This is a genomic window from Lysobacterales bacterium, assembly GCA_016721845.1.
In the GTDB taxonomy this organism is placed as follows: domain Bacteria; phylum Pseudomonadota; class Gammaproteobacteria; order Xanthomonadales; family Ahniellaceae; genus JADKHK01.
Genome location: JADKHK010000013.1, coordinates 842,098 through 859,890, shown reverse-complemented (window position 1 = coordinate 859,890; position 17,793 = coordinate 842,098). Strand labels below are relative to the sequence as shown.

At 64.6% G+C, this 17,793-nt stretch carries 16 protein-coding genes; 9 read left to right on the top strand and 7 right to left on the bottom strand.

Annotated features, from left to right (window positions below; all coding sequences use genetic code 11):
* Positions 1-705 carry a hypothetical protein gene (locus IPP28_11265; protein ID MBL0041597.1) on the bottom strand — a complete coding sequence of 235 codons (705 nt, stop codon included), beginning with the start codon at positions 703-705 and terminating at the stop codon, positions 1-3.
* A gap of 104 nt (positions 706-809) precedes the next feature.
* Between IPP28_11265 and IPP28_11260 the strand changes: the two genes are divergently transcribed.
* Positions 810-2,048 (top strand): patatin-like phospholipase family protein, encoded by a 1,239-nt coding sequence (locus tag IPP28_11260; GenBank protein MBL0041596.1) that lies wholly within the window; start codon positions 810-812, stop codon positions 2,046-2,048.
* Between the two features lie 107 nt (positions 2,049-2,155).
* Positions 2,156-2,659 carry a phasin family protein gene (locus IPP28_11255; GenBank protein ID MBL0041595.1) on the top strand — a complete coding sequence of 168 codons (504 nt, stop codon included), beginning with the start codon at positions 2,156-2,158 and terminating at the stop codon, positions 2,657-2,659.
* 201 nt (positions 2,660-2,860) lie between these two features.
* Here the strand turns inward: IPP28_11255 and IPP28_11250 are convergent, their stop codons facing one another.
* Positions 2,861-4,843, bottom strand: a complete 1,983-nt coding sequence (locus IPP28_11250) for an SDR family oxidoreductase (protein MBL0041594.1) — start codon at positions 4,841-4,843, stop codon at positions 2,861-2,863.
* A gap of 217 nt (positions 4,844-5,060) precedes the next feature.
* Here IPP28_11250 and IPP28_11245 point away from each other — a divergent pair, with 217 nt between their 5' ends.
* Positions 5,061-5,318: an acyl-CoA-binding protein gene (locus IPP28_11245; protein MBL0041593.1), complete on the top strand. Its 258-nt coding sequence runs from the start codon at positions 5,061-5,063 to the stop codon at positions 5,316-5,318.
* 13 nt (positions 5,319-5,331) lie between these two features.
* Positions 5,332-5,964: a TetR/AcrR family transcriptional regulator gene (locus tag IPP28_11240; protein MBL0041592.1), complete on the top strand. Its 633-nt coding sequence runs from the start codon at positions 5,332-5,334 to the stop codon at positions 5,962-5,964.
* A gap of 54 nt (positions 5,965-6,018) precedes the next feature.
* Here IPP28_11240 and IPP28_11235 read toward each other — a convergent pair whose 3' ends face one another.
* Entirely contained in the window at positions 6,019-6,447 is a 429-nt protein-coding gene (locus IPP28_11235; GenBank protein MBL0041591.1) for a phasin family protein, read from the bottom strand.
* A gap of 166 nt (positions 6,448-6,613) precedes the next feature.
* Here IPP28_11235 and IPP28_11230 point away from each other — a divergent pair, with 166 nt between their 5' ends.
* A complete protein-coding gene (locus tag IPP28_11230) occupies positions 6,614-7,462 on the top strand; it encodes a hypothetical protein (GenBank protein MBL0041590.1) in 849 nt (282 codons plus the stop codon).
* Between the two features lie 10 nt (positions 7,463-7,472).
* On the opposite strand, the gene IPP28_11225 is transcribed toward IPP28_11230, so the two are convergent.
* Entirely contained in the window at positions 7,473-10,946 is a 3,474-nt protein-coding gene (locus IPP28_11225; GenBank protein MBL0041589.1) for an Ig-like domain repeat protein, read from the bottom strand.
* An 86-nt stretch (positions 10,947-11,032) separates the two neighbouring features.
* Positions 11,033-11,821, bottom strand: a complete 789-nt coding sequence (locus IPP28_11220) for a hypothetical protein (GenBank protein ID MBL0041588.1) — start codon at positions 11,819-11,821, stop codon at positions 11,033-11,035.
* 112 nt (positions 11,822-11,933) lie between these two features.
* On the opposite strand from IPP28_11220, the gene IPP28_11215 reads away from it, so the two are divergent.
* Genes IPP28_11215 through yeiP form a run of 3 tightly spaced genes read left to right on the top strand, consistent with a single transcriptional unit; the run spans position 11,934 to position 13,766 of the window.
* Entirely contained in the window at positions 11,934-12,368 is a 435-nt protein-coding gene (locus IPP28_11215) for a cell wall hydrolase (protein MBL0041587.1), read from the top strand.
* Between the two features lie 58 nt (positions 12,369-12,426).
* Positions 12,427-13,194, top strand: coding sequence for an SDR family NAD(P)-dependent oxidoreductase (locus IPP28_11210; protein MBL0041586.1), 768 nt, complete (start codon positions 12,427-12,429; stop codon positions 13,192-13,194).
* Between the two features lie 8 nt (positions 13,195-13,202).
* Entirely contained in the window at positions 13,203-13,766 is a 564-nt protein-coding gene (gene yeiP / locus IPP28_11205; GenBank protein MBL0041585.1) for an elongation factor P-like protein YeiP, read from the top strand.
* Positions 13,767-13,814: 48 nt separating this feature from the next.
* Here yeiP and IPP28_11200 read toward each other — a convergent pair whose 3' ends face one another.
* A complete protein-coding gene (locus IPP28_11200; GenBank protein MBL0041584.1) occupies positions 13,815-14,108 on the bottom strand; it encodes a hypothetical protein in 294 nt (97 codons plus the stop codon).
* A gap of 200 nt (positions 14,109-14,308) precedes the next feature.
* On the opposite strand from IPP28_11200, the gene ppc reads away from it, so the two are divergent.
* Complete coding sequence (gene ppc, locus IPP28_11195; protein ID MBL0041583.1) at positions 14,309-17,008, top strand: phosphoenolpyruvate carboxylase; 2,700 nt, start codon at positions 14,309-14,311, stop codon at positions 17,006-17,008.
* Positions 17,009-17,011: 3 nt separating this feature from the next.
* On the opposite strand, the gene IPP28_11190 is transcribed toward ppc, so the two are convergent.
* Positions 17,012-17,749, bottom strand: a complete 738-nt coding sequence (locus IPP28_11190) for a histidine phosphatase family protein (protein ID MBL0041582.1) — start codon at positions 17,747-17,749, stop codon at positions 17,012-17,014.
* Between the last annotated feature and the right edge of the window lie 44 nt (positions 17,750-17,793).

Below are 17,793 nucleotides of genomic sequence, written 5' to 3'. Positions count from 1 at the left end.
CTAGGCGCGCAACTCGAATCCGAACGGATCCGGGTGGGCTGACAGAAGGCGTTGCATGGCGGTGGTTTCGCCATCGGTGATCGTGGCCAGGAACTCGTCGGCCGGCCCCATCGCCCGGAATGCGCTGAAGCCGCGCTCGAGAAATGTCTGCAATTCGCCGAAACCGGCGCCGCGTGCCGGACCGCGTGCCAGCTTGAGGACGCCGAGCACGAAGGGCTTGCGCACGATGGCCTCCAGCTCGCGGCCGACATTGCCGATCAACGCGATCTGGCGACGCCGTTGCTCCGCATCGATGCTGGCGCGATAGGCCCGGGCGTAGGCGCCCACGTCGATCTCGCCCGCAGGGAGGTGCTCGACCAGGGCCAGGTCGCAACGCACCGAGATCAGGTCCAGCTCCAGCGCGTCCGCAAGTGACCCGAGTACCCCGTTGGGCAGCCAGCGCAACATGGTCGGCAACACCCGCGCCAAGTCGCGGTCGCGCCAGCTCACATCCTCGGCGCTGTAAAGGTCGCTCAGGAAGAATTCGGCGGCATTGCCGTAACGCGGGTGCTCGCGCAGGCTGCCGAAACTGCGCCCGAGACGCGCACTCTGCCAACGCCGCAGGCGCGGCAGTTGGGGCAGGCGATTGCGCGGCTCGTGCTCGGGATGGCGTGCCCGATGCAAGTCGCGCAGCAATCCGTGCAAGCGATCGGCGGTGTCGGTCATGGTGCGAAATCCCCTGTTCGTGTAAACGATGGTCGTCTGCGGCGACGACCGTCGCACAGGCTCGGATAGAATCGAGCGATTGCCATGCTGAAGATGGAACCGGAATGCTGACTGTTCAAGCCTCGACCAAGCCGATCCGCAAACGCAGCCGTCCGCGCATCGGATTGGCGGTCGCGGGCGGAGGCCCGATTGGCGGCATGTACGAGCTCGGCGCCTTGCGCGCCATGGACGAGGCGATGGACGGCCTGGACATGACCGGACTCGACGTTTACGTCGGCGTCAGTTCGGGCGCCTTCCTGGCCTCGGGGCTGGCAAACCGGCTCGATACCGCGGAAATGTGCCGGATCTTCCTGACCGATGTCACCGACCAGGAACGATTCCGCCCGGAAATCTTCCTGCGTCCGGCCATGGGCGAATACGCCAAGCGCGTCGCGGCCATTCCGCGCACCCTGCTCGGCTGGCTCGGCGATCTCGCTACCCATCCGCTGGACACGAATTTCACCGATGTGTTCGGTCGTCTCGGTGCGTTGATCCCGACCGGATTGTTCGACAACAACGAGATCGAACACTTCCTGCGCAAGCTGTTCGAAGCGCACGGGCGCACGAATGACTTCCGCAAGCTGTCGCGCAAGCTGTTCGTGATCGGCGTCGAACTCGATACCGGCAAGACCGTCCGTTTCGGCAGCGAAGGGCTGGACCACGTGCCGATTTCGCGCGCGATCCAGGCCAGCGCCGCCCTGCCCGGCCTTTATCCGCCGGTCGAAATCGACGGCCGGTACTACGTCGATGGCGCGTTGCGCCGCACCCTGCATGCATCGGTGGCCCTCGAAGCCGGCGCCGAACTGGTGCTCGGCATCAACCCGCTGGTGCCCTTCGATGCCTCGCTGGCGACGGCCAATCTGCGCAAGGTACCGGACAGCCTGGTCGACAGCGGCTTGCCGGCGGTCCTGTCGCAGACTTTCCGCACCATGCTGAAGTCGCGCATGCAGGTCGGTCTGGACAAGTACCAGAAGACGCATGAGCGTGCCGACCTGCTGGTGTTCGAACCCAGTCCGGACGACGTCGAGATGTTCTTCACCAACCCGTTCAGCTACACGATGCGCCAGCGCGTGGCCGAACATGCCTACCGCGCCACGCTCGACGATCTCGCGGCGCGCTACGACGAAGTCGCGCCCATCTTTGCGCGCCACGGCATCACGCTGCGCCGCGACATCATCGACGATCCGGAACGCAGCTTGATGGAAGGTCTCGGACGCCGCCCACGACGCACCGACGTGACGGCACGACTGCGCCATGCGCTCGACGATCTCGACCGTGCGATCCACGAACGCAAACGCCGCTGAGTCCGCGCCGCGACGTCGCGGCATAGTGTGATTATTCTAGGCAGTGTGCAGAACATCCTGCGCACGGTGCCGACCTTCGGTGGGCCAACAACATTCGTGGAGGGAACATGAGCAAGCCCAAGTTCAAGTCCAAGAGCACGTCCGCAGCCGCTTCCGCCGCTGCCTCGAACAAGGCCGGTGCCCTGGTCGAATCGGCGCAGCAGATCTGGGCCGCCGGTCTCGGCGCGCTGAAGAATGCGCAGGGTTCGGGTGGCAAGCTGTTCGAGAATCTGGTGAAGGAAGGCTTGTCGATCGAGCAGAAGACCCGCAAGTTCGCGACCGGCAAGGTCGATGAAGTGCGCGACGTCGTGGAGACCAAGGTGGAAAAAGTGAAGGAACGCGCATCCGATACCTGGGACAAGCTCGAGAAGGTGTTCGAGGATCGCGTCTCGCGCGCGCTCGGCAAGCTCGGCGTTCCCGGCCGTGACGAAATGGAAGCGCTGGTCTCGCGCGTCGAAGAACTCAGCAAGGCCGTCAAGAAGCTGAATCCGCAGGCGGCTGCTCCGGCTGCCGCGAAGAAGGCAGCGGCGAAGAAGGCCCCGGCCAAGAAGGCCGCCAGCAAGGCCAAGTAAACATCAGGCGCAAGGCGCCGACCGATTAGCCCGCCATCCGATCACGCCGACAGATCCCTCCCCTTCGGCCGGCTGGCGGGCTTCTCTTTTTTGGATGCGACGAAAACACGATTCACGACATAGCATCGGCCCACAGAGAGCTGCTTGTAAGAGGCCCACTTGTGGGCCGATGCTTTTCTTGTGGTGCGATGCGTTGTTGCCTTACCAATGCACCCCGCGCATCAGTGCGGCGAACGCGATCTGTTCGCTCGACGGCTTCTCGTCGCGTCCCTTCATGCCCTTGGCCGCAGCCGAGTCCGGGAACAGGTTGAACGCGGTATTCATCACCACCTCGTAAGCCTTCGGCGCGATCGCGTTGAGCGTGGCCGCGAAGATGCCCAGTCGGGTCGCAACACGGCTCGGGCGTTCGATGATCGCCTTGACGATCAGGTCGGCGGCTTCTTCCGGCGACAGGGTCGGCACACTGTCATACATCTTGGTCGGTGCGATCATTGGAGTGCGTACCAGCGGCATGTTGACCGTGGTGAAGGCGATCCCGGAATCCGAGAATTCGGCCTGGGCGCAGCGCGAGAACGCGTCGAGCGCAGCCTTGGAAGCGACATAGGCCGAGAAGCGCGGTGAATTCGCCAGCACGCCGATCGAGGAGATGTTGATGATGTGGCCGCGGCGCTTCTCGGTCATCGAGGGCAGGAAGCCCATGATCAGGCGCAGGCAACCGTAGTAGTTCAGCTCGATGGTGCGGGTGAAGTCGTGGAAGCGGTCGTAGCTGAGTGCGACCGAACGCCGGATCGAACGACCGGCGTTGTTGATCAGCACATCGACGCCACCGTGCTCCTTCAGCACGGCCGCGACCAGGTCGTGGCAGCTTTTCTCGTCAGTCAGGTCTGCCGAGTAGGCCCAGCATTGCCCACCGGCCTTCTCGACTTCGGCCTTGGCCTGATTCAGTTCCTCAACGCCGCGCGCGACGATCAGGATCTTCGCCTTGGTCGCCGCCAGCTTCATCGCGGCCGCGAGGCCGATGCCGGACGAACCGCCGGTGATCATCACCACCTTGCCCTTGACCTTGCCCTCGAGCGAGCGATCGATGAACAGGTCCGGATCGAGGTGGCGTTCCCAGAAATCCCACAGGCGCCACGCATAGGTATCGAGCGCCGCCAGCTTGATCTTGGAGCCGCGCAGCGCGCGTTCGGTTTCGCGATTGTCGTAACGCGTCGGCTGATTGATGTACTTGAGCGCCTCGCGCGGGATGCCGAGATCCTTCAGCACCGAATTCGTGAAGCGCTTGACCGGCGGCAGATTCGCGACCGCGCCGCGGACCATCGGCGGAATCACCGCGAACATGCGCGCATCGAGACGCATGGTCATTTCCGGCGCGTGGGCGGCCCGTGCGAAGGTATTCAGCAGTTCGCCGACCCGCATCGGTTCGGGATCGACCAGCTGGAAGCAATGGCCATCCAGCCCGGCCTTGTGCGCGATGTGGTCCATCGCATTCACGACGTAGTCGACCGGAACGACATTGATGCGCGAGCCTTCGATGCCGATCGTCGGCATCCACTGCGGCAGGTATTCACGCATGCGCTTGAGCAGTCGGAAGAAGTAATACGGCCCGTCGATCTTGTCGATCTCGCCGGTTTTCGAATGTCCGATCACGATGGCCGGGCGGTAGATCCGGAACGGGATCTTGGCATCCTTGCGCACCAGACCCTCGGACTCGTGCTTGGTGCGGTAGTAAGGATGGTCCAGACCTTCGGCTTCGCTGAACATGTCCTCCTTGAACACGCCCGGATAGCGGCCGGCGGCGGCGATCGAACTGACGTGGTGGAAACAGCCGGACTTGATCGCCTCGGCGAACTGAAGCGCGTGCCGCGTACCTTCGACGTTGACCGCATGGTTGGTTTCGTCGTCGGCCTCGACGTCGTAGATCGCGGCGAGATGGAAGAAATGCTTGATCTTGCCGGTGAGCTGCTTCTGCTGCGCCGCAGTGATGCCGAGCTTGGGCTTGGTCAAGTCACCGATCACGGGGATGATCTCGCCCTTCTCCGCGCCGAGTTTCTCGACCAGGGCCTCCAGTTTTTCCAGCGAACTCTTGCGCACCAGCGCGTAGATCTTGCCGCGGCGCTTCAGCAGGTTCTCCAGCAGGTGGCGGCCGATGAAGCCGGTGGCGCCGGTCACGAAGTAGGTCATGGTGCTCCCCTCAAGGTTGGAGCAGCGCGAACGACGCCGCGCTGCAGATCTGCCGAATACTGGCGCGACGGGCAGCCGCGACCGTCCAAAGATAGCCCTGGGCCTGCCGCTTTCCTAGCCCTCGCGGACGCGCTGCGCTGCGCGTTGACCGCCTCCGGAAACGCGTGCTACAAGCCGCTCGTTCCCTTCTCCTCATGCAGCGCCACGGAGCGACGTCATGGCCGATCTCAACAAGCAGTTCGAAGATGCCTCGAAGAAAGCCCTGAACCTGAAGGATCGCCCCGACAACGACACCATGCTCAAGCTCTACGCGCTGTACAAGCAGGGTTCGCAGGGCGACGTCAGCGGTGACAAGCCGGGGTTCTTCGATTTCGTCGGTGTTGCCAAGTACGAGGCCTGGGCAAAACTGGCCGGCACGGCAAAGGACGCCGCACAGAAGCAGTACGTCGACCTTGTCAAGAAACTGGCCGGCTGAGGCATTCCCGGCCGTGGCGCCCAAGACCCGCGATCGCATCCTCGACATCAGCCTCGCGATGTTCAACGAGCGCGGCGAGCCGAACGTCACGACCAACCACATCGCGGACGAGCTGGAGATCAGCCCGGGCAACCTCTACTACCACTTCCGCAACAAGGAAGACATCGTCGAAAACCTGTTCGCGCGCTACGAGGAAAAGATCGACCGCGTGATCGTGGCGCCGGACGAACGCCTGCCCAACCTCGAAGACATCTGGCTGCAACTGCACCTGGCGTTCGAGACGATGTGGGAATTTCGCTTCATCTATCGCGACCTGGTCGACATCACCAGCCGCAATCGCAAGCTGCGCATGCATTTCGGACGAATCCTCAAGCGCGCGGTCGAGAACGTCACCGCGATCCTGAAAGGACTGGCCGAGGCCGAGATCATGCGCGCCAGCCGGGCCGAAATCGAGGCCACTGCAACCAATGTGATCCTGGTCTGCACCTTCTGGCTGAGCTTCAATTCCACCCGAGGGGTGAACACCGACAAGGGCAACGAGGACCTCGGCCAGGGCATCTTCCAGGTGATGATGCTGATCGCGCCCTTCCTGCGCGATGCCGAGCGCGTGCACTTGAACACGCTGGCGAACAACTACCGCAAATGAAAAACCCCGGCCTCGCGACCGGGGTTTGTTTTCATTCGAATGATCGCTCGGCAATCAACGCGTGGCGCGGCGCGCCCCACCCTTGATTTCCTTGTTCAACTCGGCCACCCGGGCCAGCAGTTCCTGCACGTCACCCTTGGACGGCACGCCGAAACGTCCGAGTACGGCGCCGACGCGTTCACCGATCGCATTCTCGACCGTTTCGACGTTCTTCAGTGCCTTGGCGCGGATCGGGCTGATGTAGCCGGTGATCTGCTTGCGTACGTTGGTCGAGAACTTGCGCGCGTCGTTGTTCGCGGTCTTCACGAGCTTGCGGGTGCGCGACTGGAAGCTTTCACCTTCCGAGACCAAGGCGTCGATCGCCTTCTGGCCCTGCTTCTGCACCAGTGACACGGCGCCGAGGCCGGCGAGCACGAACTTGCGCGAGGCTTCATTTGCCTGCACGACCTTGCTGGTCTTCTTGGTCTTGATCTGGGTACGCATGGACATTCTCCGTCAGCTGTAGCGACGCGCCGCGACCACCTTGGCCACTGACCCGCGCCTCGCATTCGCCAACGATATTCGGGGCCGATGCTGGAGCAATCACACTACCGGTGCTTGTCCGGCAAGCGCGATTGCAGGATGCTCCCTGCATCTACGGGAGGACACCATGGCAGCGAAGAAGTGGGCGGCGTTTCCGCATGCGAACAAGGCCTTCGACTACAGCGGCGACAAGTTGCACAAGCACTGGGCCAAGCTGCATCTGGGTGACCAGGAGACCTTTCCGGACGATGCCCATGTGGCAGCGCTGATCAAGGGCAACAGCAAGCTCGGCAAGGCCGCGGATGCCGCGAAGATCGCGGCGCAGTTGCAGGAAGGCTGGAGCGCTTATCACGCCGGCGAGTTCCAGCACGCGTTCGAGCTCGGCGATGCGCTCGGTGCCCTGGGTGCGACCCTGGCCAACAAGGCCATCGGCATCCATGCCGTCTATCTCGTCGACGACGAGAAGGAAAAGCTGAAACGCTTCGAAGGCATCGGCCAGCGCGCCGAGATGGCCATGGCAGCCCTCCCGAAAGAAGCGAACAGCCACTATTTCCGCGCCTTCGGGCTTGGCCGCTACAGTCAGATGATCTCGATCGCCAAGGCGCTGTCACAAGGCCTGGCCAGCAAGGTCAAGGAAAGCCTCGACGCCACGCTCAAGCTCGCACCGAAGCATGCCGAGGCGCAGACGGCACTCGGGCTGTATCACGCCGAGATCGTCGGCAAGATCGGCGGCATGATCGCCAGCCTGACGTATGGTGCCAAGGCGGCATCGGCCGATGAGCACTGCAAGCTGGCGATCAAGCTGACGCCGGAGTCGCCGATCGCGCTGATCGAATACGCGAACGCACTGATGCTGATTCACGGCGACAAGAAGGAAGACGAAGCGGCTGCGCTCTACGCGAAAGCGATCAAGCTCAAGCCGAAGGACGCGATGGAAGCGCTCGACATCGCCCATGCCAAGGCGCAGATGGCATAGGCCGCATCGTTCAGTCCTCGAAGCCGTCCATGAACACCGTGGCCGAGTCGGATTGGTGCTCGATCGGCATGGCGACGGCGGCGTTGAAACTGGCATCGCCGGAATAGCTGGCCGAGATGGTCTGCGGACCACTCGTCGCGAAGACGAGGTTGCACGTCGTCGCCGGCAGGACCATCGTGCACCCGCCGGAATGACTGGCCGTGACGATGATGCTGCCACCGGGGCTGCCCGCACCCGGGGCCACCGCCGCCAGTCCCGCGCTGATCGTGACCGGACTGCCCTGCATGCCTGGATCGGGCGTGTCGCTGATCACCAGGCTGGTATCGGCCTTGGTCACGGTGTGCGCATCGTTGCCGCTGCTGCTGCCGTAGACCGCGTCGCCTGAATAATGCGCCGACAGCGCGTGTGTCCCGACGGACAGCGATGTCACCGCGAGTGTCGCGATGCCGCTGTTCAAGACCGCCGTGCCCAGCACGCTCGCGCCATCGCGGAATTCGACCATGCCGGTGGGCAAGCCGGAGCTGCCGGTCATCGTGGCCGTCAGCGTCGTCCCTTGTCCAAACACACCGGGATCCGCACTGGACGTCAGGGTGAGGGTCGCGGGCGGCAGCGGCGTGCAGGCCTTGACCACGAGATCGTCGACATACCAGCCCTCGGTGGCGACGGCGCCATCGCTGCCGAGGCGGAAGCGCAGCTTCAGATTGTTGCCGCCCTGATTGCCCAGCTGAGCGACCACCGGATGGTGCGTCAAGGCCGAGCCGCACCAGACCGGGCGACCGACACCCAGCGGGTTGTCGGTGGCCGCCGAGGTGATCGTGCGTGTGTAACCGTCGACACGGATGCTGGCACTGGCCAATGGCGCGAAACTGCCGCCGTTGTTGGTCGACAGGTCCAGCGTCGCGCCGTCCCAGCAATCCGCAGGACTGTTCTGTTCGATGTTGTAGGCGTGCGAGAACAGCAGGATGGTGCTGGTGGCCGCCGGCGGAATCGCAATGGTCGGCGTATCGAGGCGCTGCTCGGTCGCCGTAGCGCTGTCATTGCCATACCAGGAACGCGTCGGGCTGGCCGGACGCGTGGTCGTCACCGACCAGCCCGGTTGGCCCTGCGCCGGCAATTCGGTCACGGTCCAGCCTGGCTGTGCCGGTTCGATCGGGTCGCTGAATACCGTCGTGGTCGCCGTGCCCAGTGGGCATTGCGTCGGGTCCGGCATGGTCGTGAAGCTGCGCACGGCCGACCAATTGCCGGCACCGCAATCGCCGTCGACACGCTGCACGCGCCAGTAGTAGCGCGTGTTGAAGGCCAGTGCCGTCGCCGGCACGTGGTTCAAGCCTGCCACCGTGGCCGATTGAACGATGCTGTTGAAGTCGCTGTCGGTGGCGATCTGGAGCAGATACTGCGTCGTGTTGCCGGTCGCGGTCCAGGCCAGGGTTGGTGTGGTTCCGACATCGGTGGCCAGGTCCGCCGGCGACAACGGCTGGATGGCCCCGGTCTCGACCGACAGGCGCGCGTCGAATTCCTTGCTCAGCGCACCCGAGCTCGCGATCAGCGGGATGAGATAGTTGCCCGCCAACGTGCTGCCGCCAATGCTCAGGCTGGCGATGCTCGTGCCGGGTACCGCCAGCGTGCCCGGCGCGAAGCTGCCGCTCACGCCGACCGGCAGTGTTCCGAATTGCAGATCGACGGCGCCGCTGAAGCCACTCTGCGCCAGCACATCGAGGTCGATATCGATGGTCTGGGGCGCATTCTGCAAACAGCTCGACAACCAAATGTCGGCCGAATTGAGCATGAATTGCGGGGAGCCGCAGCGCGCGTGCCGCGTGCCGGCGACCCGTGTGGTCCAGCTGCTGCTGTTGACGTATTCGCCGGTGAACCAGAAGGTGCAGCCGTCGGCTGGGTCGACATTCATCGCATGGTAGTCGCCCCAGCGTTCGCCTGACTGCGAGCCGGTGCCGGCCACTAAACTGCTCTCGCCGGTCGTCATCACGTCCACTGGATCGCCATCCAGGCGTCCGATGAAACGCAGACCCGCCGGCACGCCGGTGTTGTTCGGCGCCGGGTGGGTGCTGTCGCGCACCGCGCTGTAGGCCAGTCCCAGGTTGCCATTCTGGTCGACCGCAATGGCGCCCATCCAGCGGTCGACGAAATCGCCGAGGGCCACGGTGCCTTCCTGGTACAGCTGCCAGGGTTGGGTCGTGCCACCGGTGCGACGCAACTCGAACCAGCGCACGCCGCCGGTGTCGGCGCCGTCGATGTCGGTGGTCAGGTTGCCGACGATCTGCTCGAAGCTGGCGTAGGAACGATAAGCCGGACGGAACATCACCTGTTCGCGCAACGGGTCGAGCTTCTGGCCGGACGGCTGTGCGAACGCGTTGAACGACGATAGACCGTTGATGTCGGAACTGAATTCCGAGATCGGCACCGCAATCGGGCCGGCCAGCACCGAATTCGCCGGTGTCGTCCAATCGATGTCGAGTTCGAACAGCTCCAGGCGATCCGCGTTCGGGTTGTTCGACCCGGCATCATGGACCTCGTCGTCGCGATGCCGAACGAACACGCCCGGTGCGCCGATCGGCGGCAAGACCACACCATCGAGGTCGATCGGCTGCAGGACCTGGAACCCGAATCCCGGCAGTTCCGGCGCCACGAAACGCTGGGTCGAGATCGTCTGGCCGGCCAGCATCCGGGTCCGGTCCAGCGCATAGATCTCGGCGCCGGTCGCGCCCTCGTTGGTACCCACGTAATACGCGTCGGGCCACACGCCGTATTTCGGATAGTCGGGAAATTGCGGCGCCTGAACGACATAACGCGTCCAGGTTTGCGCGATGGCCGGGTCGGCGAACTGACTGATGTAGATGCACAAGCTGCGGCCGGCATTGGACGAAAACTCGGTCAGCAGCCAGCGATTCGCCAGCTCGTCGAACAGGACGATCGGATCACCCAGCCCGTTGGCGCAGGCGCCACCGGCGGCCAGCACTTCCATGCTCAGCGTGCCGCTCACGGCGGTGCCGGTCTTGTCGAAGATGCGATAGACGCCGCCGCCACTGCCGTTGATCGACTGCAGGTAATGCGTCGTGCCGATGTCGCCCGCGGGGTCAGGTGGGCTCACGCCGGTATTGCCGAGGCCGGGCACGTTCACCAAGGGCGTATTGAACGCCGAAGGTGCACGCATCGCACCGACACGCGCCTGCAGTTGCGCCAACGCATCCAGCGCCGACACCGGATTCGCCGGACGCGGCATCGGGCGCTCGGAAGGACCGTAGAACTGGCGTGGAATCTCGCGAATCGGATCGCCAGGCTGCCATGGCGCGACAGGCGGCTGGTCGCCCAAGGCGACATGCACGAAATCCGGCACAACCGGCTCGCTGACCCAGACCGCGCCGCGACGAAGTTCAACGCCATCCGCGCGCTGCGACTGCACCGGCTTGAAGGTCGTCCCGGCCTGAATGCCTGCAGACGCCATCAGCACGGCGGTCGCCGTCGCCATCACCGAAAAGACTCGAAACCCGCTGCGCATCACGCACCCTTGAACCCGTGGCATTGCAAACGACGCAGTCTAGCGCCGTCCGATGTTCAGGGTTCCAGACGATAGATCTCGATGTCGCCGTGTTCACTCTGCAACACGACGTCCACGGCTTCCGTTCGCCCCAGATGCGAGACGTGGCAACCGTCCTGGGTCGTCCCGTTCACTGCAGTGGCAAACGTGGTGCGGACGTCGCCGCAGGTCGACGCGGCCAGCGAAGCCACCTGCGCTTCGACGAACGCGCGGATCACGCCGCTCACCGTGGTCGCTTGCCAGCGACGATCGGGGCGTTGCCCGCGCGCGGTGAGTACGATGCTGCCGGAGATCGATTGCGCGACGACATCGCCTGACCCGGAGAGCTGGATGTTCCCGCTGACGGTGTATGCACGGATCGCATTGTCGAGCTTCTTGGCATCGATCGATCCGACGTCGCTGCGGGCCTCGACCGCCACACCCGGCGGCACCGCCACGGCGAGATCGACCCGTGCCCGTCGCACGTTCCAGCGCTGCCGCGAATCCGGATGCTGGCCGTCGATGTGCACCTGCATCGATGCGCAACCGTGCGCTTCGCCCATCACCACGGCAGGCCGAGGCAGCGCCGCTTCGATGCGTTGCATGACCGCGTGATAGGCGATGCTTCCCTCTTTGCCGGCACGCAGATGGAGATCGCCGAACGGATTCTCGATGACGAGGCATCGACGATCGGCCGGCACCGCCCACTGGTGGTCCTCGCGCTCGATGCGGACCTCATCGAGGAGCGAAACGGGATCGGCGGCGTCGCGCAGCGCCGGTGCGCGGGCGCAACCACCCAGCACGAGGCACAGGGCGAGCGGCAACATGAACCTGACGTTCAGCCCTAGTGCGCCGACTCTAGCCATGACACCGACGATGGCATCCGAATGTTCAGGCATCGGCTGCTCTACTGCGCCGGCGCGTGTGCTGGAGAAACGCATGAAGCTCGCCACCCTGTTGATGATCGCGAACTGGTTGCCGCAACCGATTGCGGACCAGACCTGTCTCGCCGCGACACTCTACCTCGAAGCGCGCGACCAACCGGTCCTGGGCCAGGTCGCCGTTGCCGAGGTGGCATTGCGCCGACGCGGTACACGCAAAGGACCGGTGAATCTCTGCGGCGTGCTGATGCAGCCCAAGCAATTCGCGCTGAGCATCGTCTCGCCGCAATACCAGTTGCGCAACCTCGGCGCCTGGAACCGCGCATGGCGCATCGCCGGAACGACCATGCTGCGCTGGGCGGACAGCGGCGATCGCTACAGCGTCGTCCCGGCCGCGGATCACTTCTATGCCTATCAGCGCGTCACGCCGGCCTGGGCGGCCCACGGCCAACGCGTCGCATTGATCGGTGATCACGTCTTCTATCGGCTCTAGCCCTGATCGCCCGAGTTCAGGGGCTCGGTTACAATCCGCGCCCCTTTCGGAGATCCCCATGCAACTTCACCAGACCCAGGCCGCCATTACCGGCGGTGCGTCCGGGCTCGGCTTGGCCGTGGCTCGTCACCTGATCGCGCATGGTGCATCAGTCACCCTGCTCGATGTGAACGCGGAGAAAGGCCAGGCTGCAGCAGTGGAACTCGGCGAACGCGCGCGTTTCGCGGTGCTCGATGTGACCTCGGAAGCCGATGTCGGATCGGTGCTGGCCAACGCCAAGGCGGCGATGGGCGGATTGAATGCGATCATCAGCTGCGCCGGCATCCTCGGTGCCGGCCGTGTGCTCGGCAAGGACGGTCCGATGCCGCTGTCGCAGTTCGAAACGACGGTGCGCGTGAATCTGGTCGGCTCCTTCAATGTCGCCAAGGCGGCCGCAAACTTGATGCAGGCGAATGCCCCGGGCGAGGACGGTGAACGCGGCGTCATCATCAACACTGCGTCGATCGCCGCGTTCGAAGGCCAGATCGGACAGGCTGCCTACTCGGCCTCGAAGGGCGGCATCGTCGCGATGGCCTTGCCGATGGCGCGCGAGTTCGCGCGCATCGGCGTACGCGTCATGACGGTCGCACCCGGTGTCTTCCATACCCCGATGGTCGATGGCATGCCGCAGGCCGTTTACGACTCGCTGTGCGCGCAGGTGCCCTACCCGTCGCGCCTCGGCAAGCCGGATGAATTCGCCGACGCGGTCGCCTTCATCCTGCAGAACCGCTATCTCAACGGCAGCGTGATTCGCGTCGATGGCGCCATCCGCCTGCAACCCAAGTGAGGTGATCCATGAAAGCCTATGACATCAAGCGTGGCGTCGTGCTCGACCATGACGGCCGTATCTGGCAGGTCAAGGATGTCGAGCGCAGCGCGCCGCAGGGCCGCGGCGGCAACACCACGTATCGCGTCATCATGTATTCGGTGCCGGGCAATGTGAAGCTCGACATCAGCCTCCGTGCCGAAGACGACATGCGCGAAGTCGAACTGTCGCGTCGCCCGGTCACGTTCTCGTACATGGACGGCGACGCCTACGTCTTCCTCGACACCGAGGACTTCACGCCGTACACATTGGACCCCGACCTCGTCGGCGACAACGCGGGCTACATCACCGAAGGTCTGGAAGAGTGTTTCGTGCGCCTGCTCGACGAGATGCCGATCGGTCTGCAACTGCCGCCGAACGTGATCCTGGAAGTGATCGAGACCGCGCCGGAGCTGAAGGGTGCCACTGCGACCAAGCGCCCCAAGCCAGCCAAACTCAATACCGGCATCGAAATCATGGTGCCGGAATACGTCGTCAACGGCGAAAAGATTCTGGTCAGCACCACGACCGGGGAATTCGCCGGTCGCGCCTGATCCCGCGATACGGAAACCCGGCCGGCTGATGCGCGGCCGGGTCTGCGATTACTCGTCTTCTTCGGCCGCGTCGAGTTCTGCTTCTGCTGCGTCGAGTTCCGCTTCCGCCGCATCCAGTTCGGCTTCATCAGCCTCCGCTTCGGCCAGGTCAGCTTCGGCGTCAGCCAGATCGGCCTCGGCTTCCGCCAGATCCGCCTCCGCCTCGGCCGCTTCGAGTTCGGCATTGGCCGCTTCGAGCTCCGCCTCCGCCTTCTTCAGATCATCCGCTCGCGCGATGTTCAGCGGCGCAGCGCCGAGGGCCAGAGCCAGGACACACAGGAACAACGCATTGCCTGAACGCATTTGAATCTCCCTGGTGGTATGGGGGTGCGGGTCGACACTACGCCCGACCCGCCGATTTGTAAACGCGCCCTCGTGCACCCGCCACCGACCTGCTCACGACGCCGACATTCGGTCAATCACGTACCCCTTGGTCGCATTCCCGTGACGCCTGCAGTGCGGCATGATCGGGCCTACCGCGATGCAACATGGGCGTGCGAATAATGGAACCGGAACGGCTGCGCGAGGTCGAGTTTCCCGAGGTCGACCAGGGCTTGAAGGATGACGTGCGTCGGCTCGGTGCACTCGTCGGCGACATGCTGGCGGAACAACTCGGCATCGACTTCCTGGCCGAGATCGAGCGATTGCGTACCGGCGCGATCCGGCGTCGCGAACAGGCACGACCGATCGAGGAGTATGCGCAAGCATTGTGTGGTCACAGTCCGCGCCACGCCGAGCGGCTTGCGCGTGCGTTCGCGACCTATTTCCAGGTCGTCAACGTGGCCGAACGCGTGCATCGCATCCGTCGTCGTCGTCACTACCAGATCAACGAGGGCGGCGATCAGCCGGGTGGCTTGCATGAAACGCTGGCGACCCTGAAGCAGGCCGGATACACGCCGGACGAGATCCTCGCGCAGTTGTCGAAGCTCGATATCGAGCCGGTGTTCACCGCGCATCCGACCGAGGCGATACGGCAATCCCTGCTACAGAAGGAAGAAGAAATTGTGCGTTGCCTGCTGGCCGAGATCGGTGGCCTGCGCACACCCGGCGAGACCGCCACCGACTGGGCGCGCATGCGTACCGCGCTCACTGCGGGTTGGCAGACCGCGACCCTGGCGCCGATCAAGCCCGATGTCAGCGACGAACTCGAGCACACGGTGCACTACCTCGTCGAACCGATCTATCGCACGCTACCGATCTTCTACGAGGTGCTGCTCGACGGATTCGAACGCAAGTTCGGCGTATCGCCGGAGATTCCGACGCTGCTGCGTTTCGCGTCCTGGGTCGGCGGCGACATGGATGGCAACCCGAATGTCGGCCCGGAAACGATTGCCGCAGCGCTGGCACGCCATCGCCGCGCCATCCTCGGGCAATACGTCGGCGACCTGAAACGCATCGCCGGTTTGCTGAGCCAGAGTGAAGGTCTGTGCGGATTCTCGACCGAGGTCCATGCGCGCCGCGACCATTACCTCGCGACCATGCCCGAAACTGCGGCCTTGATCAGCGCAAGACATCGCGACATGCCCTATCGCGTGCTGCTGCGCCTGATGCGCGCCCGCATCGAGGCCAGTGCGAACGGCGGCGAACACGCCTATCGCGACGTCGACGAATTCATCACCGACCTTGAAGCCATCCGCGCCAGCCTGCATGCGCACAAGGGCGACCATGCCGGCGGCTACGCGCTGCGCCGCATGCTCTGGCGCGTGCGCACCTTCGGTTTCCACCTGGCGCGGCTCGACCTGCGCCAGGATGCGCGCGTGCATCGGCGCGTGCTGCTAGCCGCCGATCCGCAACTCGCCGCACATCCGGATTCTGCCGCGCGTATCGCGGAGCTGGCGCGTGGTACTGCGATTGCCAATGCACCACTCGACGATCCCCTGCTGGATCGTGCACGCCGGGTGTTTGCCACGGTCGCCGACGTGCGTCGACGTTACGGCCGCGACGCGATCGGCTTGTACATCATCAGCATGGCCGCGAGCGCCAGTGATGTGCTGTCGGTGATCGCACTGGCGCGCGCGGGAAAGCTGGTTGATGGCAACGACCAGGTGCCGCTCGACATCGCGCCGCTGTTCGAGACCATCGAAGACCTGCAGCAGGCACCGCAGACGCTGGCGCGCATGCTGGCCGACCCGGTCTATCGCGGACATCTTCGCGCGCGCGGCGACCGCCAGTTCGTGATGCTCGGTTATTCCGATTCCGCCAAGGACGGTGGTCTGCTCGCCGCGCGCTGGGCGCTGCAGTGTGCGCAGACGCAGTTGCTCGATATCGCGGCGACAGCAGGCGTGGAAATCGATTTCTTCCATGGCCGCGGCGGCTCCGCGAGTCGTGGCGGGGGCAAGACCAGCGCGGCCATTCTGGCCGCACCGCGCGCCACCATGAATGGCCGGTTGCGCGTCACCGAGCAAGGCGAAGTCATTCACCGCAAATACGGCATCGATGCACTCGCGCTGCGCACGCTCGCGCAAACCACGGCCGCCGTGCTTGCACCGTCGATGCTGCCGCCACCCGAAGAAGCGCGCGAAGCACGCTGGAGCGCGATGCTGGCGACGCTCGCCGAGGTCTCGTTGCAGCACTATCGCGCGCTGGTCAGTGACGGCGATGCCTTCGTCGCCTATTTCCGCGACGCCACGCCGATCGACGTGATCGAGCGGATGTCGCTCGGTTCGCGTCCGGCGCGTCGCGGCGGTGCGCAGATTCGCGATCTGCGCGCAATTCCGTGGGTGTTCGCGTGGACGCAATCGCGCTGCGTACTCACCGGCTGGTACGGGCTCGGCACCGCTCTCGAACACGGTGTGCGCGAATTCGGCGTCGATGCGATGCGCGAAATGGCGCGCGACTGGCGCTTTCTCGCGAGCCTGCTCGCTGACGTCGAAATGGTCATCGCGAAAACCGACATGGCCATCGCCCGGGTGTTCTCCGAACTGGCCGGTCCGCTGCACGCGCGCTTTTTCCCGATGCTCGAAACCGAGCACCGACGTGTACGCGACATGCTGGCCTTGTTGACCGAACGCGAACTGCTCGCCAACGACCCGCGCCTCGCCCGCTCGATCCGGCTGCGCAATCCCTACGTCGATCCGATGAGTCTGCTGCAGGCGGACCTGCTCGCGCGCTGGCGTGCCGCCGACCGCCCGGACGACGACCTGTTGCGCGCACTGATCACCTGCGTGCAGGGCGTGTCGCAGGCGCTTCAGAACACGGGTTGATGGTCAGTCCACCGCTGTCGGCACGACGAGACTGCGTTCGGGATCGCCAAGCGCGCCGGTGCGCAGTTTCGGCGGGAGATGGCCGAGATCGCCGGCGCCGAGCAGACGCATCGAACCATCGGCGTCGATCCGGATCGTGCTGAGGCTGGTGTGGCCGAAGGACATCGCCAGCCAGGATTTCGGGTCGAGGCCAAGGACCTTGCTGGTGAGGTATCGGATCACGTTGCCATGACAGACCAGCAGTTCGCGCTGTGGATGTCCGTTCGCCGGTTTGAACCGGGTCGCGAACAGGCGATCGAGTTGCTCGGTGCAGGCCTTCAGCGATGCCGGCGTGCTGTCGACGGTATCGCTGGGCTTGTGCGTCGGTGGCATGCATTCGGCGAGATCGTCGAGCGTCGTCATCGCCGGTGCGTCCAAACTCTCCATCACCACGCGCGCCGTATCCTGTGCGCGCTGCAACGGACTGACGCGCACCGCATCAAAATCGGCTTCGCCCGCGAGACGCGCGCCCAGCAGGTGCGCCTGCGCGATGCCGAGCGTCGACAGCCCCGGTCCGAGCTTCGGATCGGCCTTGGGGTCGAGGTCGTAGTGTCCATGCCGCGCCAGCACGATGATCTTCACCGCCGGCGTCTGCCCGACGATCGCTGCAGGGGTCGACGCAGCGCTCGCGGCCACTGCCCCTGCCAGCGCGACCGCGATGGTCCCGAGTGTCACGCGCTTCCAGAAGCCACTGCGATGCATGGTCGACTCCACTGGTTATCCCGCAAAGAATTGACGCATTGTCG

Coding starts and splice junctions, on each gene's coding strand:
- IPP28_11220 (MBL0041588.1), bottom strand. CDS start 11,821: ATGTTGCCGCTCGCCCTGTGCCTCGTGCTGGGTGGTTGCGCCCGCGCA.
- IPP28_11230 (MBL0041590.1), top strand. CDS start 6,614: ATGGCAGCGAAGAAGTGGGCGGCGTTTCCGCATGCGAACAAGGCCTTC.
- IPP28_11255 (MBL0041595.1), top strand. CDS start 2,156: ATGAGCAAGCCCAAGTTCAAGTCCAAGAGCACGTCCGCAGCCGCTTCC.
- IPP28_11215 (MBL0041587.1), top strand. CDS start 11,934: ATGAAGCTCGCCACCCTGTTGATGATCGCGAACTGGTTGCCGCAACCG.
- IPP28_11210 (MBL0041586.1), top strand. CDS start 12,427: ATGCAACTTCACCAGACCCAGGCCGCCATTACCGGCGGTGCGTCCGGG.
- IPP28_11225 (MBL0041589.1), bottom strand. CDS start 10,946: ATGGCGACGGCGACCGCCGTGCTGATGGCGTCTGCAGGCATTCAGGCC.
- IPP28_11235 (MBL0041591.1), bottom strand. CDS start 6,447: ATGCGTACCCAGATCAAGACCAAGAAGACCAGCAAGGTCGTGCAGGCA.
- IPP28_11250 (MBL0041594.1), bottom strand. CDS start 4,843: ATGACCTACTTCGTGACCGGCGCCACCGGCTTCATCGGCCGCCACCTG.
- IPP28_11260 (MBL0041596.1), top strand. CDS start 810: ATGCTGACTGTTCAAGCCTCGACCAAGCCGATCCGCAAACGCAGCCGT.
- IPP28_11190 (MBL0041582.1), bottom strand. CDS start 17,749: ATGCATCGCAGTGGCTTCTGGAAGCGCGTGACACTCGGGACCATCGCG.
- ppc (MBL0041583.1), top strand. CDS start 14,309: ATGGAACCGGAACGGCTGCGCGAGGTCGAGTTTCCCGAGGTCGACCAG.
- IPP28_11200 (MBL0041584.1), bottom strand. CDS start 14,108: ATGCGTTCAGGCAATGCGTTGTTCCTGTGTGTCCTGGCTCTGGCCCTC.
- IPP28_11265 (MBL0041597.1), bottom strand. CDS start 705: ATGACCGACACCGCCGATCGCTTGCACGGATTGCTGCGCGACTTGCAT.
- yeiP (MBL0041585.1), top strand. CDS start 13,203: ATGAAAGCCTATGACATCAAGCGTGGCGTCGTGCTCGACCATGACGGC.
- IPP28_11245 (MBL0041593.1), top strand. CDS start 5,061: ATGGCCGATCTCAACAAGCAGTTCGAAGATGCCTCGAAGAAAGCCCTG.